Genomic DNA, 22925 nt, shown 5'->3' with positions numbered 1-22925 from the left:
AGTAGTGTCCCTCGTTTTTGTGTTGGCGTTTGGTACACCAAGCAATGCACGCTGTCACGCGGTCAAAACGCGCAGTAACATCAACTTTTTTCCTGTGCTTTTTCCATGTCCTCGACCAGCCGGAAGCCAATGCGCCGGGGAGCGGCGGCGCTGACCTGCTTGGGCAGCGCGCGCAGCATGACATTCAGCTGACTGACGTGCTGGACAAGCTGCGTTTTGCCACCCGCGGGATCACTGCCATAGAAGGTCACGATGTCCGGATCAAAATACCCCATCCCCTCGATCCGAAGCACACCTGCGTCCCCGCCGGTGAAGCCCATGGCAATCTCGTGATCGTTATCAAGCTGTTCCTCGAAATTCTTGAGGTACAGCACGACCCGCTCGTAAGCCCATTGTGCAGGGGATTTCTGTGCGGCGGGCTTTCGGGTCACAGCTTCGGGCACTTCCTGATCACAGGCGCTGCGCTGATCGGGGTCGCAATGGACCTCATACATGCGCGGCAGCACGTCCGCCTCTGCCGCTTCCGCGGCGGTTTTGATCGGTTCACTCATCACTCCGGTCCCTGCGTTGGTATACCCACGCGCCATCTTCTTCGCGCAGTTCACGGCTTGCAAGACCTGTCTGGTAAAGGTGGCTGAGGTGTGCGACCGCTTCCACCAGGGCCAGACCGTATTCCCCTTCACCAATGGTGCGCTTGAAAAGCGGCGCAAAACATTCCGACGCGGATTTGGGTGTGTCGATATGGTCAAGCAGCCGGCGCAAGCCCCCATGGTGGTTCTCGATCAGTTGCTGCATGCGTTTGGGCAACCCTGTGAAGGGTAATTTGTGCCCGCCGAGGACAAGGTGGTCGGGCTCTGCCAGCAGCGCCAGACGTTCGCAGGCTTCCAGCCAGTCACCGATGGGGTCGGCCATCGGTTCGGTCGGGTAGACCCCGATGTTGGGGCTGATCGACGACAGGATCTGGTCCCCGGCGATCACCAGATTGTCATCGCGGCTCCAGAAGGTGGCGTGTTCGGGGGCGTGGCCATTGCCGATGTGCACATCCCAGACGCGCCCGCCCATGGTGATCTGATCATCCTGCCCGATCCGGGTGAACCCCACGGGCAGCGGGGCAACGACATCGGAGAAATTGAACGGGCGTTCGGCGCGGCGTTTTTCCAGCAGATCGGGTGCCATGCCCGCGCGTTCATAAAACGTCAGCGCTTCGGGGGACGCGGTGTGTTGTTCATCCAGCGTCAGCATCCGCGCGGTCAGCCATGCGGTCCGGGTGGTGACCAATTCGGCACCGTGCTCTGTCTGGAACCACCCTGCAAGGCCAACGTGATCGGGATGGTGATGGGTGACCACCACGCGCGAAACCGGCTTGCCGCCCAGCGGGCCGGCCATCACCTCGGCCCAGATCGCCTTTGATTTCTTCGATGCGAATCCGGTGTCAATCACGGTCCAGCTGTCGCCGTCATCCAGCGCATAGATATTCACGTGATCCAGCTTCATCGGCAGCGGAAAGCGCAGCCACAGCACGCCGGGGGCAAGTTCAACCGCTTCGGTGCCATGCGCCGGCGGCGTGTCCCACGGATAGCGGAGGCCCTCTGGTGCAATATCCCGCATCAGACCGCCAATTCTTCTGGCGTGAGGGCAAAAAGGTCGGCCTCGCCTGCCTGGGCGTGGGCCAGCAGGCTGGCGTGTTCCGGCAACAGCCGCTGGATGTAGAAGCGCGCGATGACCTCACGGGTGCCGCCCTTGTCGGCCCGCGCCGCCTTGAGATGGTAATGCCCGCCCAGTACCCGCGCGAAGGCGTGCAGATAGGGCACGGCTCCGGCAAAGCGGGTGTTCAGTTCGTCCTGCGCGACCAGCCATTCGGTTGCCTCGCGCATGGTTTCGACGGCCTGCCAGACCGCGTCGGCCATGTTGGGATTGGTCGTCCGCGCCGCTTCGGCATCGGTTTGTATTTCATCAAGCAGACGTGTGGCGGCTTCGCCTCCGTCCATCATCTTGCGGGCGACAAGGTCCATCGCCTGAATGCCGTTGGTGCCCTCGTAGATCGCCGTGACGCGGACATCGCGGCTGAACTGCGCCGCCCCCGTTTCCTCGATAAAGCCCATGCCGCCGTGCACTTGCAGGCCCATTTCACTGACAGCAATGCCGGTATCGGTGCCAAAGGCCTTGGCAATGGGGGTCAGCAACGCCGCACGGGCCTGCCATTGCGGATCGTCGGTGGCTGTCGCCATGTCGATGGCTTGCGCACACGACAGCGCGATGGCGCGGGCGGCAAAAATATCGGCCTTCATGGTGATCAGCATCCGTCGCACATCCGCATGATCCACGATGGTCCCCGTGCCATCGCGCCCCGTGCGCCCCTGCTTGCGGTCCAGCGCATAATCCAGCGCGTGTTCATAAGCGGCCTGCGCCACCCCCACACCTTGCGTGCCGACACCAAGGCGGGCGTTGTTCATCATGGTGAACATCGCCGCCATGCCGCCCTGTTCCGGCCCAACCAGCCAGCCGGTAGCGGCGTCATATTGCATCACCGCAGTGGGAGAGCCGTGCAGGCCCATCTTGTGTTCAAGGCTGACGACGCTGACCCCATTGCGCTTGCCGGGGTTGCCGTTGGCATCGGGGATGAATTTCGGCACCAGGAACAGGCTGATCCCCTTGGTGCCCGCAGGCGCGCCCGGAATGCGCGCCAGCACCAGATGGCAGACGTTGCCCGCCAGATCATGATCGCCCCAACTGATATAGATCTTCTGACCCGTCACCGCATAGGTGCCATCACTCTGCGGCTCCGCGCGCGTGGTCAGCGCGCCCACATCCGATCCCGCCTGCGGCTCCGTCAGGTTCATCGTGCCGGTCCATTCGCCACTGACCAGTTTCGGCAGATAGGTCTCTTTCAACTGATCGCTCGCGTGATGCTCCAGCGCCTCGATCTGGCCCTGGCTCATCAGTGGGGCAAGCTGCAGCGACAGGCACGCGCCGCTCATCATCTCGTTCACCGCAGTCGTCAGCGTCATCGGCAGCGCCATACCGCCGGCCTCTTCTGAGGCGGCCATGCCGATCCAGCCGCCGTCGGCAATCGCCTTGTACCCTTCATCATATCCCGGCGAGGTGCGCACCACGCCGTTTTCCAGCCGCGCAGGCGTCAGGTCCCCGTTGCGCTGCAAGGGGGCCAGCACCTCATCACACATTTTGCCTGCTTCCAGCAGGATCGCCTGCGTCACATCCGCAGAGGCATCCGCGAAGCGGTCCGTCGCGCGCAGGGCGGCAACATCAATCACGTGATCAAACAGAAAACTGAAGTCTTCAACAGGGGCACGATACGACATGGTTTCTCCTTCTCGGGCTTCGGTCATCGCCGCTTGGCAAGCCACGCCGCGCCCTGATATGGGCGTCTGGCAGGAATGCCAACCATGGAACGCGCCCCGCTCACCCGCAACCTGAACGCGGCGTCACGAGAACGAGATGACCCTGAAGACCGAAGTCCTAAAGCCCGATGCCGACGGCATTGCAACTGCCGCAGGACTTCTTGCGGCGGGCGCACTGGTGTCCTTTCCGACAGAGACAGTCTACGGGCTCGGGGCGGACGCGCGCAATGGCAAGGCGGTCGCGGGCATCTATCAGGCCAAGGGGCGGCCCAGTTTCAACCCGCTGATCGTACATTGTGCGGATGCGGCAATGGCGCGCACATTCGGGGTATGGAACGCCCCCGCCGAAACGCTGGCCCGTGCGTTCTGGCCCGGTCCGCTGACGATGGTTCTGCCGCTGGTGCCCGGACATGGGTTGTCGTCGCTGGTCACGGCCGGATTGGATACGGTGGCGTTGCGGGTGCCGCGGCATCCGGCGGCACAGCGTTTGCTGCGCGCCTTCGGCGGGCCGCTTGCCGCGCCATCGGCGAACCCATCAGGCCGGATATCGGCAACCACTGCGGCGCATGTTCTGGCCGGACTGGGTGGCCGCATCGCCGCCGTGCTGGATGACGGACCCTGCCCCGTCGGATTGGAAAGTACCATCGTGGGTCTTGCCGGTCCGACGCCCGTGTTGCTGCGCGCAGGCGGGGTTGCCGCGGAAGAGATCGAAGCCGTCCTTGGCGCGCCGCTGGCGGTGGACGACGGCGCCGAGATTATCGCGCCGGGCCAATTGGCATCGCACTATGCCCCCGAAGCCTCCGTTCGGCTGAACGCGACCACAGCGCGCGGTGCGGAGGTGCATCTGGGCTTTGGTCCGATGGACTGCGATCTGAACCTGTCGCCATCAGGCGATCTGGCAGAGGCTGCGGCGAACCTGTTCGAATATCTGCACCGCCTTGATGCAACGGGTGCGGCGATTGCCGTGGCCCCGATCCCGGAAACCGGACTGGGCCTTGCCATAAATGACCGTCTGCGCCGGGCCGCCGCCCCGCGCGACTAGGCGCGCCCGGCGGCCGCCGAAAGCCCCAGCGGATCGATCCCGATGGAATTGAGCGCCGCACTCCATTTCTTCTCATCCGGCAGTCCGAAGACCAGCTTTTCGCTGGCGTCGCAGGTCAACCAGCCGTTGCGGCCGATCTCCCCTTCCAGCTGCAGCGGCCCCCAGCCGGCATATCCAAGCATCAACTGCGCCCGACGCGGCCCCTTGCCTGCGGCAATGTCTTCGAGGATATCCAGCGTCGCCGTGACGGCAAAACCCGGTGATATCGGCATGGTCTGCATGGCTGATTTGTACTCGTCCGAATGCAGCACGAAACCACGCCCCGTTTCCACCGGGCCGCCGATATGAACGCCAAGGGTCCCCGGTTGTGGAATGACATCGCTGTCAAGCTGATCCAGCACGTCCGACAGCATCAGTTCCTCCGCCGGTTTGTTGACCATCAGCCCCATTGCGCCCTTGTCGGAATGATCCGCCAGCATGATCACCGCGTGGGCAAAACGGGGATCCCCCATCCCCGGCATTGCAATCAGCAGTTTTCCCGTGAGGTCCACGAAACGTCATCTCCAATAGGTCAAGGGCGGCCTGAAATGATAACCAGAGGATGCACAGGCCGATGGGACCTGACAAGGGCTGCGTTGGATGATCTGCGAAACATGGCTGACCCAATCGTGACTTGGCAGGATGGCCGCGATGCCCCATTTACAGAAGTATGATGAAATCCCTGACCCTTGCAGCCCTTCTTTTCCTTGGTCTTGGCGCACCTGCATCTGCGCAAACCGTGCCTGCGGATGCCGTGCAGGCGGATATCATTCCCGGCTGGGTGCGCGCAGACGGCAAGAGGGTCGCCGCCCTGCGCCTGACGCTGGCGCCGGGTTGGAAGACCTATTGGCGCGCGCCGGGCGACACCGGCATCCCGCCGCAGTTCGACTGGACCGGCTCCCGCAATCTGGCGGCTGTGGGTCTGACATGGCCCGCACCATCGGTGTTCCGCGAAGGCGGCCTGCGCACCATTGGCTACAAGGATGTGCTTGTCCTGCCGCTGACTTTGGTCCCGCACAACCCAAGCCAGCCGATTGAGCTGACCGCCGCGCTGGACATCGGGGTGTGCCGCGATATCTGCATCCCTGCACAGCTCAGCGTTGCCTCACTGCTTTCGGGCAGCAGCACAACCCCAACGCCTGCCATCGCCGCAGCCTTGGCCGCACGTCCCTATACCGCCCGCGAAGCGGGGGTGCGGCAGGCCGATTGCGCGCTGCGTCCCAATGCCACCGGGCTTGAGATCGAAGCGCGGTTGAACCTGCCGCACGCGGGCGGGCGCGAAGTGGTGGTCATCGAACCCGGCCAGCCGGACCTGTGGATGAGCGAAACAGACACCAAGCGTCGCGGCAGCGAACTGGTCGCGGTTGGGGATCTGTCCGCCCATAACGGTGGCGCGGTGGCGCTGGACCGGTCTGAAATCACCATCACCGTGCTGGGTCAGAACCACGCGGTTGAGATTGTCGGCTGTGCACCGGGGTAAGCCTCAGACAGCGCCGCGACGCGCAGTCAGCGCGAAAGACACCGCACCCGCAACGTAACCCAGAAACGCAATCACCGCCGCCCCTGCAACGAACAGCACCAGCGCCGCGGGCGCGGCGGCGCGTTCAGCCAGTGCGGGCATCTGCGCGGTCAACACCGGGTGCAGCGCACCTTGCCACAAGGCCCAGCCCAAGGTCAGCGCCCCCCAACCCGCAACTGCTGCCCAAAGCGCATAAAGCCCGAACCGCAGCCGCCCGACCGGCGCGCGCAGCCCACGTCGCATTGCCGCCACCTGCCGCGCCATGTCATGCTGCACCGCCACCAGTGCAGGCACCACCAGCAGCACCAGAATCATGCCAAACCCCAGACCGTAGACCAACGTGATCACCGTCGGCTTGAGGAACTGCGCCTGCTGGCTTTGCTCGTACAAAAGCGGGGCCATGCCCAGCACCGTTGTCATCGTGGTCAGCATCACCGGGCGCAACCGGTCCACCGCCCCTTCGATGATCGACGGGATCAGGCCGCGCGTTTCGGCATGTTCGTCGATCGTCGTGACCAGCACGATGGAATCGTTGATGATGATACCCGTCATGCCCAGCAGACCCACCACCGTGAACATGCTCAGCGGGACATCCCAAAGCGCATGGCCATAGATCGTGCCGACCAGTCCGAAGGGGATGATCGCCATCACCACGAAGGGCCGCGTCCAGCTGCTGAAGACCCAAGCGAGGACAAGGTAGATGCCCGTCAGACACAGAATCAGCCCGGTGAGCGAATCGCGCAGGAATTCATCCTCCTGCTCGCTCAGGCCGGACAGGCGAAATTCGACCTGACGTTCGGAGGCAATGCGCGGCAGGATGTCTTCCTGCAACGCCTCCCCGATGGCCGTTGCGCGCGCCGGATCGTCTTCGGAAATGTCCCCGGTGACAGAAATCAGGCGCACGCCATTTTCCCGCCGCACGGTGGAAAATCCCGTTCGCCGCTCAACGCTGACGATATCTGCCAGCGGCACGTAGATGCCTTCGGGGCTGCGCATCTGGGTCCGGTCGAGGAAATCCGCCGTCAACTCTCCTTCGGGCAGTTCCACCCGGATCGCGGCGGAGCGTGGACCATCAGGATAGGTCGCAGCCTCGATCCCGCCTAGACGGTTGCGCAGCGCCCGGCCCAGCGTGTCGATGGTAAAGCCCAGCGCCTGACCCTGCGGGGTCAAGTCAAGGATCAACTCCTCCTTGTCGTAGGCCAGATTGTCCTGCACTGCGCTGACTTCCGGATACTGCCGCATCGCTTCCTGCAGGTCTTCGGATGCGGCCTTGAGCGTATCTGTGTCCGCCCCGTAGAACTGCACGTCCAGCGCATCACCACCCGGCCCGGAGCGCCATCCACGAAAGGTGACTGTCTCAACCAGTGGATGGCTGATCACCTGATCCTGAAGGTCGGCAACGAAGGCAAAGCTGGAATAGGGGCGCAGATCCGCGTCGATGAGTTCGATGGAAATCCCGCCCAGCAGATCGGCATCCTTGGTATCGGCGCCCGCAAGCCCCCAGCCCGCGTTGCCGCCGACCTGTGCGATGACATAGTCAATCGGGTTGCGGCCATGTTCGGCCTCGTACTGCGCGCCCAACTCCTCAGTCGCGCGCTGCATGTTGCGCATCATTTCAAGCGTGTCGGAGCGCGTGGCACCTTCGGCCATGATGAAGTTGCCCGTCACCGACCCGCGTTCCGGCGCGTTGAAGAACCGCCATTGCACATCGCCCGCGATGAAAAGCGCGACCTGACTGGCCAAAACCGCCACCGCCCCCGCCAGCACGGCGTACCGCGCGGCAATCACCCCGGCCATGAAAGGCCGGAACAGCGTCTCCCGCATCCAGACGAAACCCTTGTTCACCACGCGGCTTGGCATGTCGTACCAGTGTTGCTTGGCCTGTGCTTTCATTGCGTGGGCCATGTGGTTGGGCAGGATCAGGAAGCATTCCACCAGACTGGCCAACAGGACTGCGATCACGGTGAACGGAATGTCCTGGATCAGGTCGCCAAAGCGTCCTCCCACGGCCACCAATCCGAAGAAGGCAATGACCGTGGTCAATGTGGCGGCAAAGACCGGCATGGCCATGCGGCGCGCGGCGTTCTCCGCCGCCTGCATGGGGGTTTCGCCCATCCGGAACCGGTGGTCGGCGTGTTCGCCCACCACGATTGCATCATCCACCACGATCCCCAGCGTGATGATCAACCCGAACAGGGAAATCATGTTCAGCGTGATCCCCGCCGCATACATCAGCGCAATCGCCGCGCCCATCGCAACCGGTATGCCCGCCGCGACCCAGAACGCGGTGCGCGCGTTGAGGAACAGAAACAGCAAGCACACCACCAGCCCAAGCCCTGTCAGCCCATTGTCGATCAGCAAATCAAGACGCCCGGTGATTGCCGCGGCGCGGGTGCGGATCAGTTCAAGGGTGACGGCGGCAGGCAGGCTCGCCTCCAGCTCCGCTGCGACGTCCTCAACCTTTTCCTGAATGGCAATCGCGTCCCCTTCGTTGGAGCGGTCGACGCGCACGGACATGGCCGGATCAGTGCCGACGAAAAAGCTGCGGTCCCGGTCCACGCCTTCGTCGATCACCCGCGCAATGTCACCCACCCGCAGCTTGGAGCCGTCCGGATTGGACCGCAGCACGATCTCCGCAATCTGTTGGGGGGAGCGTTTGGCGACGCCCGTGCGTACCCGCGCGTTTGCACCGGACACATCGCCTGCGGGGTCCGCGTCCACTTCTTCGGCGATGACGGCAGCGATTTCCGCCATGGTGATGTCATAGGCGATCAACTGGGTTGAAGGGACCTCCACCAGTGTCTGCGGCGCGGCGACGCCCTGAATGGTGGTGCGGGTGACCCCCACGGCGAACAGACGCGTGACAAATTCATCGGCAAAGCGGCCCAGTTGCGCGGGGGCGACGGGACCGGTGATCACCACGTCGGTGACCCGGTCGCGCCACGCACCGCGCTTGACTTCGGGTTCTTCGGCTTCGGTCGGCAGGGTGGTGATGACGTCCACCGCGGTCTGCACGTCGTTGGCCGCGCGCGCCATGTCCCAGCCGGGATCAAATTCAAGCGAGATCACCGCGCGCCCCTCGCGGGAGGTGCTTTCGGTGCTTTCAACCCCCTCGACGGCCAGCAGCGCGGGTTCAAGCACCTGCACGATGGCGCTGTCGACGTCTTCGGCGCCTGCCCCCTCCCAGACTGTCGTCACAGTCACGTTGTCGAGGATCACATCAGGAAAGAACTGCGCCCGCATGTTGGGGATCGCGGCGGCACCCGCGACCAGCAGCATGACCAACAGCAGGTTGGCCGCCGTCCGATGACGCACGAAGTAGGACAGGATACCGCCCGCCGCACCGGGGATCTGGCGCACCACGCTCTAGCCTCCCATCCGGCTTTCGATGCGCGCGACCATCCGGGCAGGCACCTTTGGCTCCGCCAGACGGGACAGCACACGGTCCTTTGCCGCCTTGGGCATCCGCGTGTTGCTTTGCACGAAGGCAACAAGGCGGGCGCGGCGTTCGTCTGAAAGTTCAAGCATCTCCGGGCCCGCAGGGGCGGCCACATCATCGGCCTCGCGCGGTCCGATGGGTTTGACCGCGATCCCCGCCCCCAGCAGGGGGGAGCGTTCGCGTACCACGGCGCGGCCTGCAATCTGCCCGCGTACAAGCACATCGTCCCCCTGACGCCGCAACAGATCGACCGTCGCCGCCTCAAGCCGGTTCTCATCATCCAGCACCAGCACTTCTCCGCGCGCATCCAGTGCGGAAGCTGGCAAGCGGAAGACGTCCGTCAGCATCGGTTCCTGCACACGCACGGTCACGAAATCGCCGGGCTTGAACCCGGCAGCGTCGGTCAGCGTGGCAAAGATCAGCCGCCCGGTGGCCCCTGCCCCGGCTGCGGCACTGGCGCGGGTGATGCGGCCCTGCGCCTCCAGATCAAGGCCCGCCACATCCAGCGTGGCGCGGACATCTGCACGCAGCAGTGCGTTGTTCGGTCCCAAAAGGCGCGCATATTGCGCCGTTGACACCCGGAATGACACCTCCAGATCATCCGGGTCGATCAGTTCGGCCAGCCTTTCGTTGGCTGACACCAACCGCCCCTCCACCACATCCGTGGCGGACAGGGTGCCGTCAAAGGGTGCGGTGATGGTTGTATCGGCCAGACGCCTTTCGGCTTCTGCCAGCGCGATCCGGCTGCGCGACAGGCGGGTGGCGGCCAGATCAACGCGCACTTCGGCCTGCGCTTCGGCCAGCCTGCGCGACAACACGGCCTGCCGTGCGGCGGCCGCCGCAAGCTCGGCCGTTTCGGTGGCCGTGGCGGTGCCGACACCGCGCCCGGCCAGATCGGATTGACGATTGAAAGCGCGGTCGCGCAGGTCGGATTGTTCAACGGCGGCGGCAAGTTCGTCCTGCGCCAGTATAAGCCCGCGCTTGGCATCGCGTTCCTCGGCCTCGGCATCGGCCAGATCGTTGCGGGCCCGTTCCACTGCGTCCTGTGCATCTGCAGGATCCAGCCGGACCAGCACCTGACCCGCCTGCACGGTGCCACCATCCTGAAACGCCTCCGACAGTTCGACCACGCGACCTGCCACGGCAGCGCGCAGTTCCAGCAGGCGGCGGCTTTGCACTTCACCATAGGTTTGCAGGACGGGGCGGATGTCTTCGGCCTCTGCGGTGATGACATTGACGGCAAACACCCGTTCGCGCGCGGGCGGCGCTGCCTGATCATCGGCCAGCCGTTCCTGCACCGCACCGCCCACCAGGGACGCCGCATAGACCAGCAGGCCCAGCGCCACTGACGCCAGAAACAGACCAATCATCGTTTGCCGCAAAAACCGCATCGGGCCGGACCCTCAATTCACTCACGTCACTGATCTATAAGGTAGTGGAACCGCAAGAAATACCAAATCACGTTATGATACGTGAGCAAGACCGGATTCCGTCGCACCCTCGCCGGTTTTTTCTATTTTCGGCGCTTGTGCTCATCCAGACGCGGCATGATCTCCACGAAATTGCAGGGCCGGTGCCGGTAATCGAGCTGTTTGGACAGAATTTCGTCCCACGCGTCCCTGCACGCCCCCGGAGAGCCGGGCAGTGCAAAAAGATAGGTGCCGTTGGCCACGCCCCCGGTTGCGCGGCTTTGAACGGCGGAGGTCCCGATCTTGTTCATCGACACCATGGTAAAGACGGTGCCGAAGGCGTCGATCTCCTTCTCATACACGTCGCGGTGCGCTTCCACTGTCACGTCGCGCCCGGTCAGGCCGGTGCCACCCGTCGTCAGGATCACGTCAATCCCGGCATCACTGCTCCAGGTGCGCAGCTGGTCTGCGATCAGATTGCGTTCATCGGGCATGATGTGGCGCGCAGCAAGGGTGTGCCCCGCTGCTGTCAGCCTGTCCACCAAGACATCGCCGGAGCGGTCCTGCGACGCATCCCGGCTGTCCGACACGGTCAATACCGCGATGCGAACCGCAATGAAATCAAGTGCTTCATCTATTCTGCTCATATCCGCTCCAATACTGCCAGACGTGCGGCAAGCGCCACGAAAATGGCGGAGGTGATCCAACTGAGGGCACGACCACCCCGCACCATCCGCCGCCCGATGCCGGAGGCAAAGACCCCCACAGCACCATTGATGACAAACCCGCCCAGAGAAATCACCGCCCCCAGCACCACAAATTGCCCCAGAACACTACCCGCGTCGGGCCGCACGAATTGCGGCACAAAGGCCAGCACGAACAGGATCACCTTGGGGTTGGTCAGATTGACCATCATCCCGGTCATGAAGGCGCGCCGCGCGCTCAATCCCGGTGCGCCATCCCGGTCCGCGCGACCCTCCCGCAGGACCTGCACCGCCAGATACAGCAGATAGGCCACGCCGATCCAGCGGATCACGTCAAACGCCCAGGGTGCCGCAGCCACCAGCGCGCCCAGACCCAGACCCGCAATCATCACATGTATCATCCCGCCTGCGCCGATCCCGGCGCTTGCCGCGACCGCCGCGCGCGGCCCGGAGCGCAGCCCCTGTCCGAAGCAAAACAGCATGTCCGCGCCCGGCGTGAGGTTCAGCGCAAGGGCAGCGGGTATGAACGCCAGAAGGGTCAACAGATCAACCATCGCGCAGATGCGCCTTGAGGCTCAGCAGATCCGCCCAGGCCTCGCGCTTGAACGCCGGGCTACGGAGCAGGTAAGCCGGATGGAAGATCGGCAGTGCAGGCAGACCCGCCGCTTGTGTCCACTCCCCCCGCAGCCGGGTGATGCCGCGTTTGCCCAAAAGTGTCTGGCAGGACCAATTGCCCACCAAAACCAGCACCTTCGGTTGCGCCAGCGCGATGTGCCGCATCAGGAAAGGCTTCATCATCGCAATCTCTTCCGGCTTCGGATCGCGGTTCTGTGGCGGGCGCCACGGCAGCACATTGGTGATGTAGACCGGCGCATCTTCACGATTTCGCCCCAGGTCGATCGCCCCCAGCATCTTGTCCAGCAATTGCCCCGCGCGGCCCACGAACGGCTTTCCTTCACGGTCCTCATCGCGGCCGGGTGCCTCTCCTATGATCATCACCGGCGCGCCCGCAATGCCATCCGAGAACACCAGATTGCGCGCGCCCCGCTTGAGTTCGCAGTGTTCGAACGCCGCCATCGCCGTGCGCAGCGCGTCAAGATCCTGCGCCACACCAGCAGCCTGTTCGGCCACCGCAACCGGATCGACGACGGGCAGTGGCGCGGGGGAGCCGGGCGCAGCCACTGCGGGTTTTGATGGTTTTTTGGCGGTTGCCTTGGGCAGATCATACCGATTGACCGGCGCATCTGAAATCGCCTCAGTCGCGCCAAGTTCGACCTGCCAGTCCAGCAGTGCCAGATCGTGATGAAAGCTTTGTGATTCCATATCGGCGATCCTACCCCGCCTTAAGCCGGGGCAAAATGCCAAACCGCCTTGCCGCCGCCCCGCCCCCACGCCTATATGGCGCCAGCACGTGAAAGGGCCGCGCCATGTCTTTCCCACATCGTCACCTTCTGGGCATCGAACAGCTGTCGCAGGGCGATATCACAACATTGCTTGATCTGGCCGACCGCTATGCCGCACTGAACCGCCAGCCCGACAAACACGGCGATGCGCTGGCCGGGCTGACACAGATCAACATGTTCTTTGAGAATTCCACCCGCACTCAGGCAAGCTTTGAAATCGCGGGCAAGCGTCTTGGCGCGGATGTGATGAACATGGCGATGCAGGCGTCGTCGATCAAAAAGGGCGAGACGCTGATTGACACCGCGATGACGCTGAACGCGATGCACCCCGATATGCTGGTGGTGCGCCATCCACAGTCGGGTGCCGTGGACCTGCTGTCTCAAAAGGTGAACTGCGCCGTTCTGAACGCAGGCGACGGCCGCCACGAACACCCAACCCAAGCGCTGCTGGACGCCCTGACGATCCGCCGGAAGAAAGGCCGCCTGCACCGGCTATCCATCGCCATCTGCGGTGACATCGCCCACAGCCGCGTGGCGCGGTCGAATATCCTGCTGCTGGGCAAAATGGAAAACCGCCTGCGCCTCATCGGCCCACCCACATTGATGCCCTCCGGCATCTCCGACTTCGGGGTAGAGGTTTTCGACAACATGGCCGAAGGCCTCAAGGACGTGGACGTGGTGATGATGCTCCGCCTGCAGCGCGAGCGTATGGACGGCGGGTTTATCCCGTCGGAGCGCGAGTATTACCACCGCTACGGGCTGGACGCCGCGAAACTCTCGCACGCGGCCGACGACGCCATCGTCATGCACCCCGGCCCGATGAACCGCGGGGTGGAAATCGACGGCACGCTGGCCGATGACATCAACCGCAGCGTCATTCAGGAGCAGGTTGAAATGGGCGTCGCCGTGCGTATGGCCGCGATGGACCTTCTGGCCCGCAACCGCAACCTGACGAAAGGTACCACATGAAAAAGCCGATCAAGGTCCCCGCCAACGAAGCCCTGCACATCCGGGTCTTTGCGCTTTCGATGTCGGAGGCGCGGGCGACAACCCTGCCCGCGACCCTGTCGAACGCGCTGGGGGTCAATCACGTGTCGCCTGATGGAGTGGAGATCTTTGCCCGCAGCGCGCTTGGTGAAATGAGCCTCAGCGACTTCCTGATTGAAGGCAATGACGTGATCGCCGAAAGCGTGGAGCCTGACCGGGCCAAGCTTGACGCGCTGGAGGGGTATATCATGCTGGTCTATTCCTCCGCGTTCAAGGGAAAGGCAGCAGCATTGACCCCGCAACCGGAGCTGACCCTTATCGGCACCTATCCCCAGCATGGTGTCGACACCACAAGCAAGGTCGATCTGGAAACCCCGGCGGCACTTCCGCAGGATGTCGCGCCCGAAGCACCCCCGGCCCGGAAACGCCCCTCCGATGCTGCCATGTCAGGACGGATCGCAACCCTTGCCTTGCTGGTCGCCTTTGCGGTGGTGGCGCTGATGATCTGGATTGGCGGATGAGTGATGTGAAGGATTGGGACAAACCGCTTGATCCAGACGAGCGGATCATTTGGCAGGGTAGGCCATTAAGCCGCGTGCAGTTTGAGTACCAAAGCCTGTTCCCCGTTCTGTTAGATGCGACATTGCTCTCTATGTTACTCTATGCGTTGATCGTCGGTCCTGAAAGTCAGCATGACAATGCCAAATTTGGACTTGGCTTCCTGCTTTTCCTATTTGTTGGAAAGCCTTTCTGGGCCGCCTTCAAACGCAGCCGCACCTCTTGTGCCCTCACCAACAAACGCGCCTTCATTGGCTATCGCGGATCACTGGGACCCGAACCTAACAGCTATCCGATCACGCCGGATACCACCCTCGAATTGAAAGAGGGGCGTCGCAACGCCGTGTGGTTTGGTGCAAGTGAACCAAAGGTTACGCTAAACGAGGAACCTGAGAACGACATCGGTTTCGAACGGCTCGTTGATCCACACGCCATGTACGAACTGTTCCAATCCGTGCAAAGAGGCACCGCATGACCGACATCCTGTTCAAAAACGCCCGGCTCGTTGATCCCGAAGCAGGCACGATGACAACCGGAAGCCTCATTGTGCGCGACGGAATGATTAACAGGGTCTTAACGCAAGACACTGATATTAATGATGAAAAGTTCACAGCTGTGAACTTCTCCCGCGTCATCGACTGCGCGGGCAAGGTCCTTGCACCCGGCATCGTCGATCTGGGTGTGAAGGTCTGCGAACCCGGCGAGCGGCACAAGGAAAGCTATCGCTCTGCGGGGCGGGCCGCTGCTGCTGGCGGGGTGACCACCATGATCACCCGGCCCGACACCATTCCCGCCACCGACACGCCCGAAGCGCTGGAATTTGTCACCCGCCGCGCCAATGAAGCCACACCGGTCAACGTCATGCCCATGGCCGCCCTGACGAAAGGCCGCGACGGGCGGGAGATGACAGAGATCGGTTTCCTGAGCGACGCAGGTGCCGTGGCCTTTACCGATTGCGACAGCGTTGTGACCGACACCAAGGTTTTTGCCCGCGCGCTGACTTATGCCCGCGGCCTTGGTGCGCTGGTCATCGCCCACCCGCAAGAGCCGATCCTGAGCGCCGGGGCCGCCGCGACCTCGGGAAAGTTCGCGTCGCTGCGCGGTTTGCCTGCCGTGTCGCCAATGGCCGAACGCATGGGGCTGGAACGCGATCTGGCGCTGGTCGAAATGACCGGCGCGCGCTACCACGCCGATCAGATCACCTGCGCCGCCGCCCTGCCGGTGTTGCAACGCGCCAAGGACGCCGGGCTGGATGTGACCGCAGGCGTCGGCATCCATCACCTGACGCTGAACGCGCTCGATGTGGCGGACTATCGCACGTTCTTCAAGCTCAAGCCGCCGCTGCGCGACGAAGACGACCGCCTTGCCGTGGCACAGGCCGTCGCCGATGGGCTGATCGACATCATCTGTTCGATGCACACCCCGCAAGACGAGGAAAGCAAGCGTCTGCCGTTTGAGGAGGCGGCCTCTGGTGCGGTTGGCCTTGAGACGCTTCTGCCCGCCGCCATGCGGCTTGTTCATGCAGAGATCATCGACCTGCCGCACCTGTGGCGCGCGCTGTCGTTGAACCCGGCCAAGCGCCTTGGGCTGCCCGGCGGGCGGCTCGCACCCGGCGCGCCTGCCGATCTGGTCCTGTTCGACCCTGACGCACCTTTCGTGCTGGACCGTACCACGCTACAGTCCAAATCCCGCAACACGCCATTTGACGGAATGCGGATGCAGGGTAAGGTACTGCAAACCTTCGTTGCAGGCACTTGCGTATTTGAGGCCCCCTGATGCCCCTGATTGACACTGCCCTTCCCCTGCTGCTTGCATGGGCTGTTTTCGGCTACCTGCTGGGGTCGATCCCATTTGGTATGGTCATCGCGCGCGTGATGGGGCTGGGCAATCTGCGCGACATCGGATCGGGCAACATCGGAGCGACAAACGTTTTGCGCACGGGCAACAAAGCGGCTGCGGCGCTGACGCTGTTGCTGGATGCCGGCAAAGGGGCGGTGGCCGTCCTGATTGCGCGGGCGCTTGCAAGCGAAGACGCCGTTCAGATTGCAGCACTTGCCGCGATGATCGGCCATTGCTATCCCGTGTGGCTGCGCTTTGCGGGGGGCAAGGGGGTGGCGACCTTCCTCGGGATCCTGATTGCGCTGGCCTGGCCGGTGGGTCTGGCCTGTTGCGTGGTCTGGCTGATAGCCGCCGCTGTCAGCCGCACGTCTTCGATGGGCGCGCTTGCGGCTGCTTCTGCCTCCACCTTCCTGATGCTGTTTCTGGGCTATGGATACGCAATCGTGCTGGGTATGCTGCTGACGTTGCTGATCTTTTGGCGCCACCGCGCCAACATCGCGCGCCTGCGCGCAGGCACCGAACCGCGCATCGGTCAGAAAGGGTGACACCGCCCCCAGATGTGCCTGCCCTGCTGCGCGCCTTGCCTTGCGGGACGATGACAGGCGTCGCCTTCGGACACCCCTATGTCGCGACACGGACGATCTTCAACAACGGAAAATCCGAAAAACTGGTGGCGGAGCAGCGCGGCGGCCCGGATTACATCAGCCTGAACCTTTATCACCTTGCCGCAGGGCCGCAGCTTTTTCCCTGCGAAATGCCTGCCGAAAAGGTTATCGCCTTTCTGCGTGCCTTCCAGCCGGACGCAGCCCATGGGTGACGTCAATCTCCCCGTGATCCTTTTTGCCGCCTTCCTTGCCGCAGGATCGCCGGGACCGGCGACGCTGGCGATTGCAGGTACATCAATGTCCTCGGGCAGGCACAGCGGGCTGGCGCTCGCCTCCGGCGTGACAACCGGGTCCTTCATCTGGTCCTTTGCCGCCGCTTTCGGGCTGGGCGCGGTGATGGCCGCGAACGCCTGGGTTTTTGAGGTGGTCCGCTATGCTGGTGGTGCGTACCTTTTATGGCTGGCATTCAAGGCTGCACGCTCTGCCTGGGCAGGCAACCGCGCCACCGCCAAACCCCTGCCACCGACAACCCCGCGCCGTGCCTATGCAAAGGGTCTGGCACTGCACCTTACCAATCCCAAGGCGGTGATCTTTTTCGGCGCACTCTATGCGATCGGTGTGCCGCCGGGCACACCTGCCTCGGGCCTGCTGACGGTGATCCTGGCCGTGGGACTGCAAAGCCTGATCATGTTCCACGGCTACGCGCTAATCTTCTCCTCCACCCCCATGGCAGCCGCCTATGCCCGCGCCAAACGCGGGTTCGAGACGTTTTTTGCGCTGGCGTTCGGGGCGATTGCCTATCAGGTTTTCAGCACGCGGGTGGGATGAGCGGCTTTGTTGGAAGGGCTGTGGGGCGTGGGTGGCGGGTTTGAGCCCATTGTGACCGATGCTGCGCGCAGTACGAAAGGCCGCTATGGCGAATTGATCCATTTGACACCGCACGGTCTGATTTCAACCTGTTAACCGGATTCCACGAAGATGCCTCCCGTTCATTCGGATGCGGCGTGGTTCATGGAAACGAAGTTTACCCAATTTCTAAGGTCAGGTGGAAGCGGCGGCTATGTGTTGTCGGGCGGCACACATGGGGTGGTTGCACGCCCGCTATCGCGCAAAGCAGACATCCCCGGTCACGCGGGTTTGCAGCAGCAATTTGCCACTAATCTGGGTTTTGCGGATCAGATCAATGTTGACCTCCTGCTGCGGTTCACGCGCGACGGGTTTGATGCACTTCTTTCCGGTGCCGACTTGGCCGATGTTTCCGGTGACAAGGACGCCGCGATTCAGGCGTGGTCGGAGCGGTTGGAAACGATTTGGTCCGATCACGGCGAGCGGCCAAGCCGCTTCAACTCTGTCCGTCGTGCGATGGAAGAAAACCTGGTCACGTCATTCTCCGGGCTGATCAATGAACGCAGGCAACGCGCCCTTGGGATTGATCAGTACATCTGGCGGTCCCGTGACGACGACAAAGTACGCCATGAACATGCAGAGCATGACGACAAGGTCTTTGATTGGGACAATCCGCCGGAAACCGGCCATCCCGGACAGGCCTACAACTGCCGGTGTTTTGCCGAACCATACCTCCTTGATGAACCGAAATGTGAGCCTGATTTCGTGGCGGCTCAGGTTGCGCATGGTCGCGGTGTGGATGCGGGTGTCTGGGAAGCCATCAAGGACACGCTGACCGACATTTTGCAAACGCCAAGCGAGATACCTGAGAACCTTGCATAGGTCACCCGATTAGGCGTGCTGTCGGCACGCGAACGCTTCGGAAAGCTCTCGGACGAAGAACAGGCCGAACTGGACGAAATGCGCCAAGCGGTTGAAAACCGTATTGAGGAGATCAAGGCATTTTGGCGCGATTTCCCGGAAACGGCGAAAGCGTTCGCGGACTACGCCTATGCTGTCGAAACCCGTCCCGGCATGGTGATGGACGAATACGCCCGGTGCCGTGCGACCTTGGTTCAGGTGGAAGAGGCCGCACGGGAACGCGCCTATCTGAATACGCTGATCGCATTGAATGTGGCTCCGGCGGGGTTGGCCGCAAAACTGTTGCGCCGCCGAGGGCGGATCGGTGATACGAGCGATCCCGACCGTTTGCGCGACCAACTATTGGACGAAGCGGAAAACGCCCGTCGCCTGCCATCTGATCCTGACTGGGACACAATCGACAACCCCGGCATCCGCTGGGGCGGACCGATCAAGGAACAGGGTGGACCGTGGGAAGATCATCTTGAGCGAATGGGTGGTCTGGGAGAACGTACACCTGACAACTTCAAGACGTTCGATTTCTGGGACCGTGATGCACGCATTGCGACAAGCGCAAAAACGCTCGACACCCGTGCGCCGGGATATGTGGATCGACCTAGCCGTATCTACGGCGCATTGAAGCGCTATATTGATCAGATAGACAAGTTTGATGGTGATACAAAAAGAAACATTACCATTCGTCCCGAACAGGTCGAACTAATACGCCTTGAACTCGCAATTCCTGATGACACCACCCCGGAACAGTTTACGCAAATTCAACGTGCGATAGACTACGCTGAGAGTTTGGGGATCGACGTCACAGTAAGGCAAATCCAATGAGAAGAGTGCTAACCTTCGAAGAACAAAGAGCGAAAGCGCTGGCGGAGGCGGCTGAGCGAAAAAAACGCTCCAAGCCGCCAAGGGAGTCGAAAGATGCTCAGGTCACGGCCTATCGTAAATTTACGCAGATAAACTCACAGGCCGTTTATGGCGCTGCCTACGGCGATCCCAAAGGCTACGCGGACTACTTCCCGCCGGAGATGAGTGCACAAGACATCGGGCGCGAAGCACGCAAGGCACTGTTGGCCAGTCGGTTCATTACACCAGATCACCCTGAGTGGGATGCGGTCATGCGGTTTCCTACAAAAGAGGAAATTAAGGCTTCTGAAGAGGCCGACAAAGCGCGTGCGGGCGTCAAGACATTGAAGGCGCTGTTCAACGGCGCTGGCAATGTGTCGCTGCGGTTGCAAAGTGGTCAGATCGAAATCAAACCATGGCGCTATCGCGGGCGTGGCCATTGGGAGGGCATTCGCGGCCATGAAGATACTATCTTGCCAGAAGACGTGTCGGACGAAGCGTTTGGCAAGGCCATTCTGGACGCACTGGACATAAGCCGTTCTGCGTAGGTCCTTGAGTCGACGACGCCGGTTAATGCAGACCTTCGCGCAGCTGCAGCGAATGCCTGCTCCGTCCTGCAAAGCCGCCCTTCGGATCAACACTACTCGTTCCAAAATCCATAGCGCCTGACATGCGGCACCCGTGATTCCACTGCAGACGTGTCGCCAGCGAACACGCGCCGCTACGGGCTAGTAGCTGTAGTCGGCGTAAATCCGGGTCAGATCGCCGCCCCAGACACCATGATAGTCGTCCAGCAATTCATCGGCCGGCACCTTGCCGCTTTCCACGCTTTCTTTCAGCGCGTTGAGGAAATGCGTCTCATCCGGCACCATGCCGCCTGCGCCGGGGCGCGCGCGGTTCTTCAGACCCAACTCCGCCAGCGCGAGAACCTCGCGCGCGATGTCGTGCATGTTGATACCCGTCACCTGCGCCTGAAGTCCGTCGATGCTTGCCGCTGTCCTGAGCGCATCATGCTGCGCAGGGCCCCAGTCCTTGACCAGATCCCACGCGCCATCCAGTGCCTCCTGATCATACATCAACCCGACCCAGAACGCGGGCAACGCACACAGCCGCCGCCACGGACCACCATCCGCGCCGCGCATCTCGATGTACTTTTTCATCCGCGCTTCGGGAAAGGCGGTGGTCAGGTGGTCCGCCCAGTCGCTCAGCGTCGGCGTCTGGCCCGGCAAGGCGGGCAGCTTGCCTTGCAGGAAGTCGCGGAACGACATGCCCAAGGCGTTTATGTATTCCCCGTCGCGGTAGACAAAATACATCGGCACATCGAGCGCGTATTCCACCCAGCGTTCGAACCCGAAACCGTCCTCGAACACAAATGGCAAGGTCCCTGTCCGCGCCGCATCCAGATTGCGCCACACCATCGAGCGTTGGGATTTGTAGCCGTTGGGACGCCCTTCGAAGAACGGCGAATTGGCGAACAGCGCCGTGGCTACCGATTGCAGGGCAATCGCCACGCGCATCTTCTGGATCATGTCCGCTTCTGACCCGAAATCGAGATTGACCTGAACGGTGCAGGTCCGCCGCATCATCACCCGCCCCATGGTGCCCACGCGGGTCATGTAGTCGTTCATCAGCTTGTAGCGGCCCTTGGGCATCAGATCCATCTGGTCATGGGTCCAGATGGGTGCCGCACCAAGGCCGATGAATCCCGCGCCGATCTTGTCCGCCACATCCTGCACTTCGCGCAGGTGCACGTTCACTTCGTCGCAGGTCTCGTGGATATTCTCCAACGGTGCGCCGGACAATTCCAGCTGCCCGCCCGGTTCAAGCGATATGTTCGCCCCGTCCTTTTCCAACCCGATGATCTTGCCCGCCTCTTCCACGGGTGCCCAATGGTGGCCATCGCGCAGCCCCTCCAGCATTGCCCGGATGGAGCGATCCCCTTCATACGGCAGCGGTTTCAGCGTGTCCTTGCAATAGCCGAACTTCTCATGCTCCGTCCCGATGCGCCACGCGTCCTTGGGTTTGCAGCCGTCCGAGAGGTATTCCACCAGTTGTTCGTGACGTTCGATCGGCCCGCCGCCGGATTGGGGGATGGACATGGGTGTGGCTCCGGGGTTGGTTTCGAGAGGGTCAGGGATGGGGCGAATTGCCCGGGGTGTCAATGCAGCAGCGCGCCTTCTGGCTTGAGTGGAGACCGCTGCCAGATCACAACTTCTTGACGCGGGTTCGCCTTGAGCGTGCTCAACATCCGCTCCGTGCGCAACCCCGGCAAACTGGCAAAAGCGTCAAACAAGGCTTCTGCCCCCACCGCGTTGACCGGGATCAGCAAAGGCGGCACGCCGCGCTGTTCAAGCCGCCAGTGCGGGGGAAACATCGTGCCCGCCAGCGTGAGGCTTTGCAATTCACGCAGATCAATCGTGCCCCCCGTCAGGGGGCCGAAGTAGGTCACCTGCCCTTCGTCGATCTGTACGGCGCCTGCCCCATCGGCGGCGCCGCGAAAACGCCCACGCTGAATGCCAATCCAGATCAGCAAAGCGCCCACAATGATAAGCGCCACACCCGGAAAGCTCAGTAGCGCCCCCGGGCCCAGCACCAGATAGAGGCCAAAAACCAGCGCCGCACTGCCCACGATCACCTCGCGCCACCGCCATACCTGCGCGCGCGCTTCTGGCCTGAAAAAGCTCACGTCACCCCCAATCGCCCAGCGCCTGCTGCCACACCGTCAGTGCCGCCACCACAGCCGTATCCGCGCGCAGGATACGCGGACCCAAAGACACGGCATGTGCATGGTCAAGGCCGAGTAACCGCGCCCGCTCGTTTTGTGAAAAACCGCCCTCCGGTCCGATCAACACCGCCCAGGGGCCTTGAACAGCTGGCAGGTTGGCCGAGGTCCCTGCCTGCGCCTCATCACAAAACATGATCTGTCGTGCCGCGTCCCAGCGATCCAGCACTGCCCCCAGCTTTACCGCTTCCGCGACCTCCGGCACAAAGGTCCCGCCGCATTGCTCTGCCGCTTCAACCGCGTGGGCCTGCAATCGTTCCCGCTGCACCCGGCCTGCGTTGGTAAACTCCGTCATCACCGGCACAATCCGTGCCGCCCCCATCTCGGCTGCTTTTTCCACGATGAAATCCGTGCGCGCCTTCTTGATCGGCGCGAACAACAGCCACAGGTCCGGCGGCATCTGCAAAGGGCGCGTCTGTTCCACACAGGCCAGCACGCCACCGCGCTTGCCTGCCTCCGCGACGTCGGCCAGAAATTCACCGTCCCGGCCGTTGAACAACAGCATCTGCGCGCCCACGCCCAGCCGCATCACCCCAAACAGGTAATGGGCCTGATCACGTGACAAAGGAACCGATTGCCCCGGTGTCAAATCCTGCTCTACATACAATCTGATCTTCGCGCTCATGGGGCAGATAT

The 22925-nt window shown here is 62.6% G+C and carries 24 protein-coding genes; 12 read left to right on the top strand and 12 right to left on the bottom strand.

The features are described from left to right. Positions 1 to 80: 80 nt before the first annotated feature. From AB4X18_RS13290 to AB4X18_RS13280, 3 genes are read right to left on the bottom strand one after another with little or no spacing between them, the layout of a single operon-like run. Positions 81 to 551, bottom strand: a complete 471-nt coding sequence (locus AB4X18_RS13290) for a DUF6173 family protein (RefSeq protein WP_432816690.1) — start codon at positions 549 to 551, stop codon at positions 81 to 83. Continuing rightward, entirely contained in the window at positions 544 to 1608 is a 1065-nt protein-coding gene (locus AB4X18_RS13285) for an MBL fold metallo-hydrolase (protein ID WP_432816689.1), read from the bottom strand. The genes AB4X18_RS13290 and AB4X18_RS13285 overlap by 8 nt, the downstream gene beginning before the upstream one ends. Then, positions 1608 to 3320 (bottom strand): acyl-CoA dehydrogenase, encoded by a 1713-nt coding sequence (locus AB4X18_RS13280; RefSeq protein WP_370400536.1) that lies wholly within the window; start codon positions 3318 to 3320, stop codon positions 1608 to 1610. The genes AB4X18_RS13285 and AB4X18_RS13280 overlap by 1 nt, the downstream gene beginning before the upstream one ends. Before the next feature lie 136 nt (positions 3321 to 3456). Between AB4X18_RS13280 and AB4X18_RS13275 the strand changes: the two genes are divergently transcribed. Next, positions 3457 to 4401 carry an L-threonylcarbamoyladenylate synthase gene (locus tag AB4X18_RS13275; protein WP_370400535.1) on the top strand — a complete coding sequence of 315 codons (945 nt, stop codon included), beginning with the start codon at positions 3457 to 3459 and terminating at the stop codon, positions 4399 to 4401. Here AB4X18_RS13275 and AB4X18_RS13270 read toward each other — a convergent pair. Then, the gene (locus AB4X18_RS13270; RefSeq protein ID WP_370400534.1) at positions 4398 to 4952 is read right to left on the bottom strand and encodes a YqgE/AlgH family protein; all 555 of its coding nucleotides are present in this window, start codon (positions 4950 to 4952) and stop codon (positions 4398 to 4400) included. The genes AB4X18_RS13275 and AB4X18_RS13270 overlap by 4 nt on opposite strands. A gap of 161 nt (positions 4953 to 5113) precedes the next feature. Here AB4X18_RS13270 and AB4X18_RS13265 point away from each other — a divergent pair, with 161 nt between their 5' ends. Continuing rightward, positions 5114 to 5920, top strand: coding sequence for a protein-disulfide reductase DsbD domain-containing protein (locus AB4X18_RS13265; RefSeq protein ID WP_432816688.1), 807 nt, complete (start codon positions 5114 to 5116; stop codon positions 5918 to 5920). 3 nt (positions 5921 to 5923) lie between these two features. Here the strand turns inward: AB4X18_RS13265 and AB4X18_RS13260 are convergent, their stop codons facing one another. From AB4X18_RS13260 to AB4X18_RS13240, 5 genes are all read right to left on the bottom strand, one after another. Continuing rightward, the gene (locus AB4X18_RS13260; protein WP_432816687.1) at positions 5924 to 9322 is read right to left on the bottom strand and encodes an efflux RND transporter permease subunit; all 3399 of its coding nucleotides are present in this window, start codon (positions 9320 to 9322) and stop codon (positions 5924 to 5926) included. A 3-nt stretch (positions 9323 to 9325) separates the two neighbouring features. Continuing rightward, positions 9326 to 10789: an efflux RND transporter periplasmic adaptor subunit gene (locus AB4X18_RS13255; RefSeq protein ID WP_432816686.1), complete on the bottom strand. Its 1464-nt coding sequence runs from the start codon at positions 10787 to 10789 to the stop codon at positions 9326 to 9328. A 122-nt stretch (positions 10790 to 10911) separates the two neighbouring features. After that, positions 10912 to 11454 (bottom strand): molybdenum cofactor biosynthesis protein B, encoded by a 543-nt coding sequence (gene moaB, locus AB4X18_RS13250; protein WP_370400531.1) that lies wholly within the window; start codon positions 11452 to 11454, stop codon positions 10912 to 10914. Next, positions 11451 to 12065, bottom strand: a complete 615-nt coding sequence (locus AB4X18_RS13245) for a LysE family translocator (protein WP_370400530.1) — start codon at positions 12063 to 12065, stop codon at positions 11451 to 11453. Before AB4X18_RS13245 ends, moaB begins: the two co-directional genes overlap by 4 nt. After that, the gene (locus AB4X18_RS13240; protein WP_432816685.1) at positions 12058 to 12834 is read right to left on the bottom strand and encodes a uracil-DNA glycosylase; all 777 of its coding nucleotides are present in this window, start codon (positions 12832 to 12834) and stop codon (positions 12058 to 12060) included. The genes AB4X18_RS13245 and AB4X18_RS13240 overlap by 8 nt, the downstream gene beginning before the upstream one ends. A 104-nt stretch (positions 12835 to 12938) precedes the next feature. Here AB4X18_RS13240 and AB4X18_RS13235 point away from each other — a divergent pair, with 104 nt between their 5' ends. From AB4X18_RS13235 to AB4X18_RS13190, 10 genes are all read left to right on the top strand, one after another. Further along, on the top strand, positions 12939 to 13883 hold the full coding sequence (locus AB4X18_RS13235; RefSeq protein ID WP_370400529.1) for an aspartate carbamoyltransferase catalytic subunit: 945 nt from the start codon (positions 12939 to 12941) through the stop codon (positions 13881 to 13883). Beyond that, positions 13880 to 14422: a hypothetical protein gene (locus AB4X18_RS13230; RefSeq protein ID WP_370400528.1), complete on the top strand. Its 543-nt coding sequence runs from the start codon at positions 13880 to 13882 to the stop codon at positions 14420 to 14422. The genes AB4X18_RS13235 and AB4X18_RS13230 overlap by 4 nt, the downstream gene beginning before the upstream one ends. Next, a complete protein-coding gene (locus AB4X18_RS13225; protein ID WP_370400527.1) occupies positions 14419 to 14934 on the top strand; it encodes a hypothetical protein in 516 nt (171 codons plus the stop codon). Before AB4X18_RS13230 ends, AB4X18_RS13225 begins: the two co-directional genes overlap by 4 nt. After that, entirely contained in the window at positions 14931 to 16235 is a 1305-nt protein-coding gene (pyrC, locus tag AB4X18_RS13220; protein WP_370400526.1) for a dihydroorotase, read from the top strand. The genes AB4X18_RS13225 and pyrC overlap by 4 nt, the downstream gene beginning before the upstream one ends. After that, positions 16235 to 16843, top strand: coding sequence for a glycerol-3-phosphate 1-O-acyltransferase PlsY (gene plsY, locus AB4X18_RS13215; RefSeq protein WP_370400525.1), 609 nt, complete (start codon positions 16235 to 16237; stop codon positions 16841 to 16843). The genes pyrC and plsY overlap by 1 nt, the downstream gene beginning before the upstream one ends. After that, positions 16840 to 17115, top strand: a complete 276-nt coding sequence (locus AB4X18_RS13210) for a hypothetical protein (RefSeq protein ID WP_370400524.1) — start codon at positions 16840 to 16842, stop codon at positions 17113 to 17115. The genes plsY and AB4X18_RS13210 overlap by 4 nt, the downstream gene beginning before the upstream one ends. Next, positions 17108 to 17731: a LysE family translocator gene (locus AB4X18_RS13205; protein ID WP_370400523.1), complete on the top strand. Its 624-nt coding sequence runs from the start codon at positions 17108 to 17110 to the stop codon at positions 17729 to 17731. The genes AB4X18_RS13210 and AB4X18_RS13205 overlap by 8 nt, the downstream gene beginning before the upstream one ends. A 150-nt stretch (positions 17732 to 17881) precedes the next feature. Beyond that, entirely contained in the window at positions 17882 to 18631 is a 750-nt protein-coding gene (locus AB4X18_RS13200) for a phage minor head protein (RefSeq protein ID WP_432816684.1), read from the top strand. Positions 18632 to 18646: 15 nt separating this feature from the next. Further along, complete coding sequence (locus tag AB4X18_RS13195) at positions 18647 to 19489, top strand: hypothetical protein (protein WP_370400521.1); 843 nt, start codon at positions 18647 to 18649, stop codon at positions 19487 to 19489. Positions 19490 to 19494: 5 nt separating this feature from the next. After that, positions 19495 to 20055 (top strand): contact-dependent growth inhibition system immunity protein, encoded by a 561-nt coding sequence (locus tag AB4X18_RS13190; protein ID WP_370400520.1) that lies wholly within the window; start codon positions 19495 to 19497, stop codon positions 20053 to 20055. A gap of 180 nt (positions 20056 to 20235) precedes the next feature. Here AB4X18_RS13190 and AB4X18_RS13185 read toward each other — a convergent pair whose 3' ends face one another. The 3 genes from AB4X18_RS13185 to AB4X18_RS13175 are packed head-to-tail and all read right to left on the bottom strand — an operon-like array spanning position 20236 to position 22914. After that, positions 20236 to 21606, bottom strand: a complete 1371-nt coding sequence (locus AB4X18_RS13185; protein WP_432816683.1) for a glutamate--cysteine ligase — start codon at positions 21604 to 21606, stop codon at positions 20236 to 20238. A gap of 59 nt (positions 21607 to 21665) precedes the next feature. Continuing rightward, a complete protein-coding gene (locus AB4X18_RS13180) occupies positions 21666 to 22193 on the bottom strand; it encodes a hypothetical protein (RefSeq protein WP_370400519.1) in 528 nt (175 codons plus the stop codon). A 1-nt stretch (position 22194) separates the two neighbouring features. Next, positions 22195 to 22914 carry a 16S rRNA (uracil(1498)-N(3))-methyltransferase gene (locus AB4X18_RS13175; protein ID WP_370400518.1) on the bottom strand — a complete coding sequence of 240 codons (720 nt, stop codon included), beginning with the start codon at positions 22912 to 22914 and terminating at the stop codon, positions 22195 to 22197. Positions 22915 to 22925: the final 11 nt, after the last annotated feature.

Source organism: Sulfitobacter rhodophyticola (assembly GCF_041281685.2).
Lineage (GTDB): Bacteria > Pseudomonadota > Alphaproteobacteria > Rhodobacterales > Rhodobacteraceae > Sulfitobacter.
Note: the sequence above shows the minus strand (reverse complement) of the source record. Positions and strands in the feature narration are given on the sequence as shown.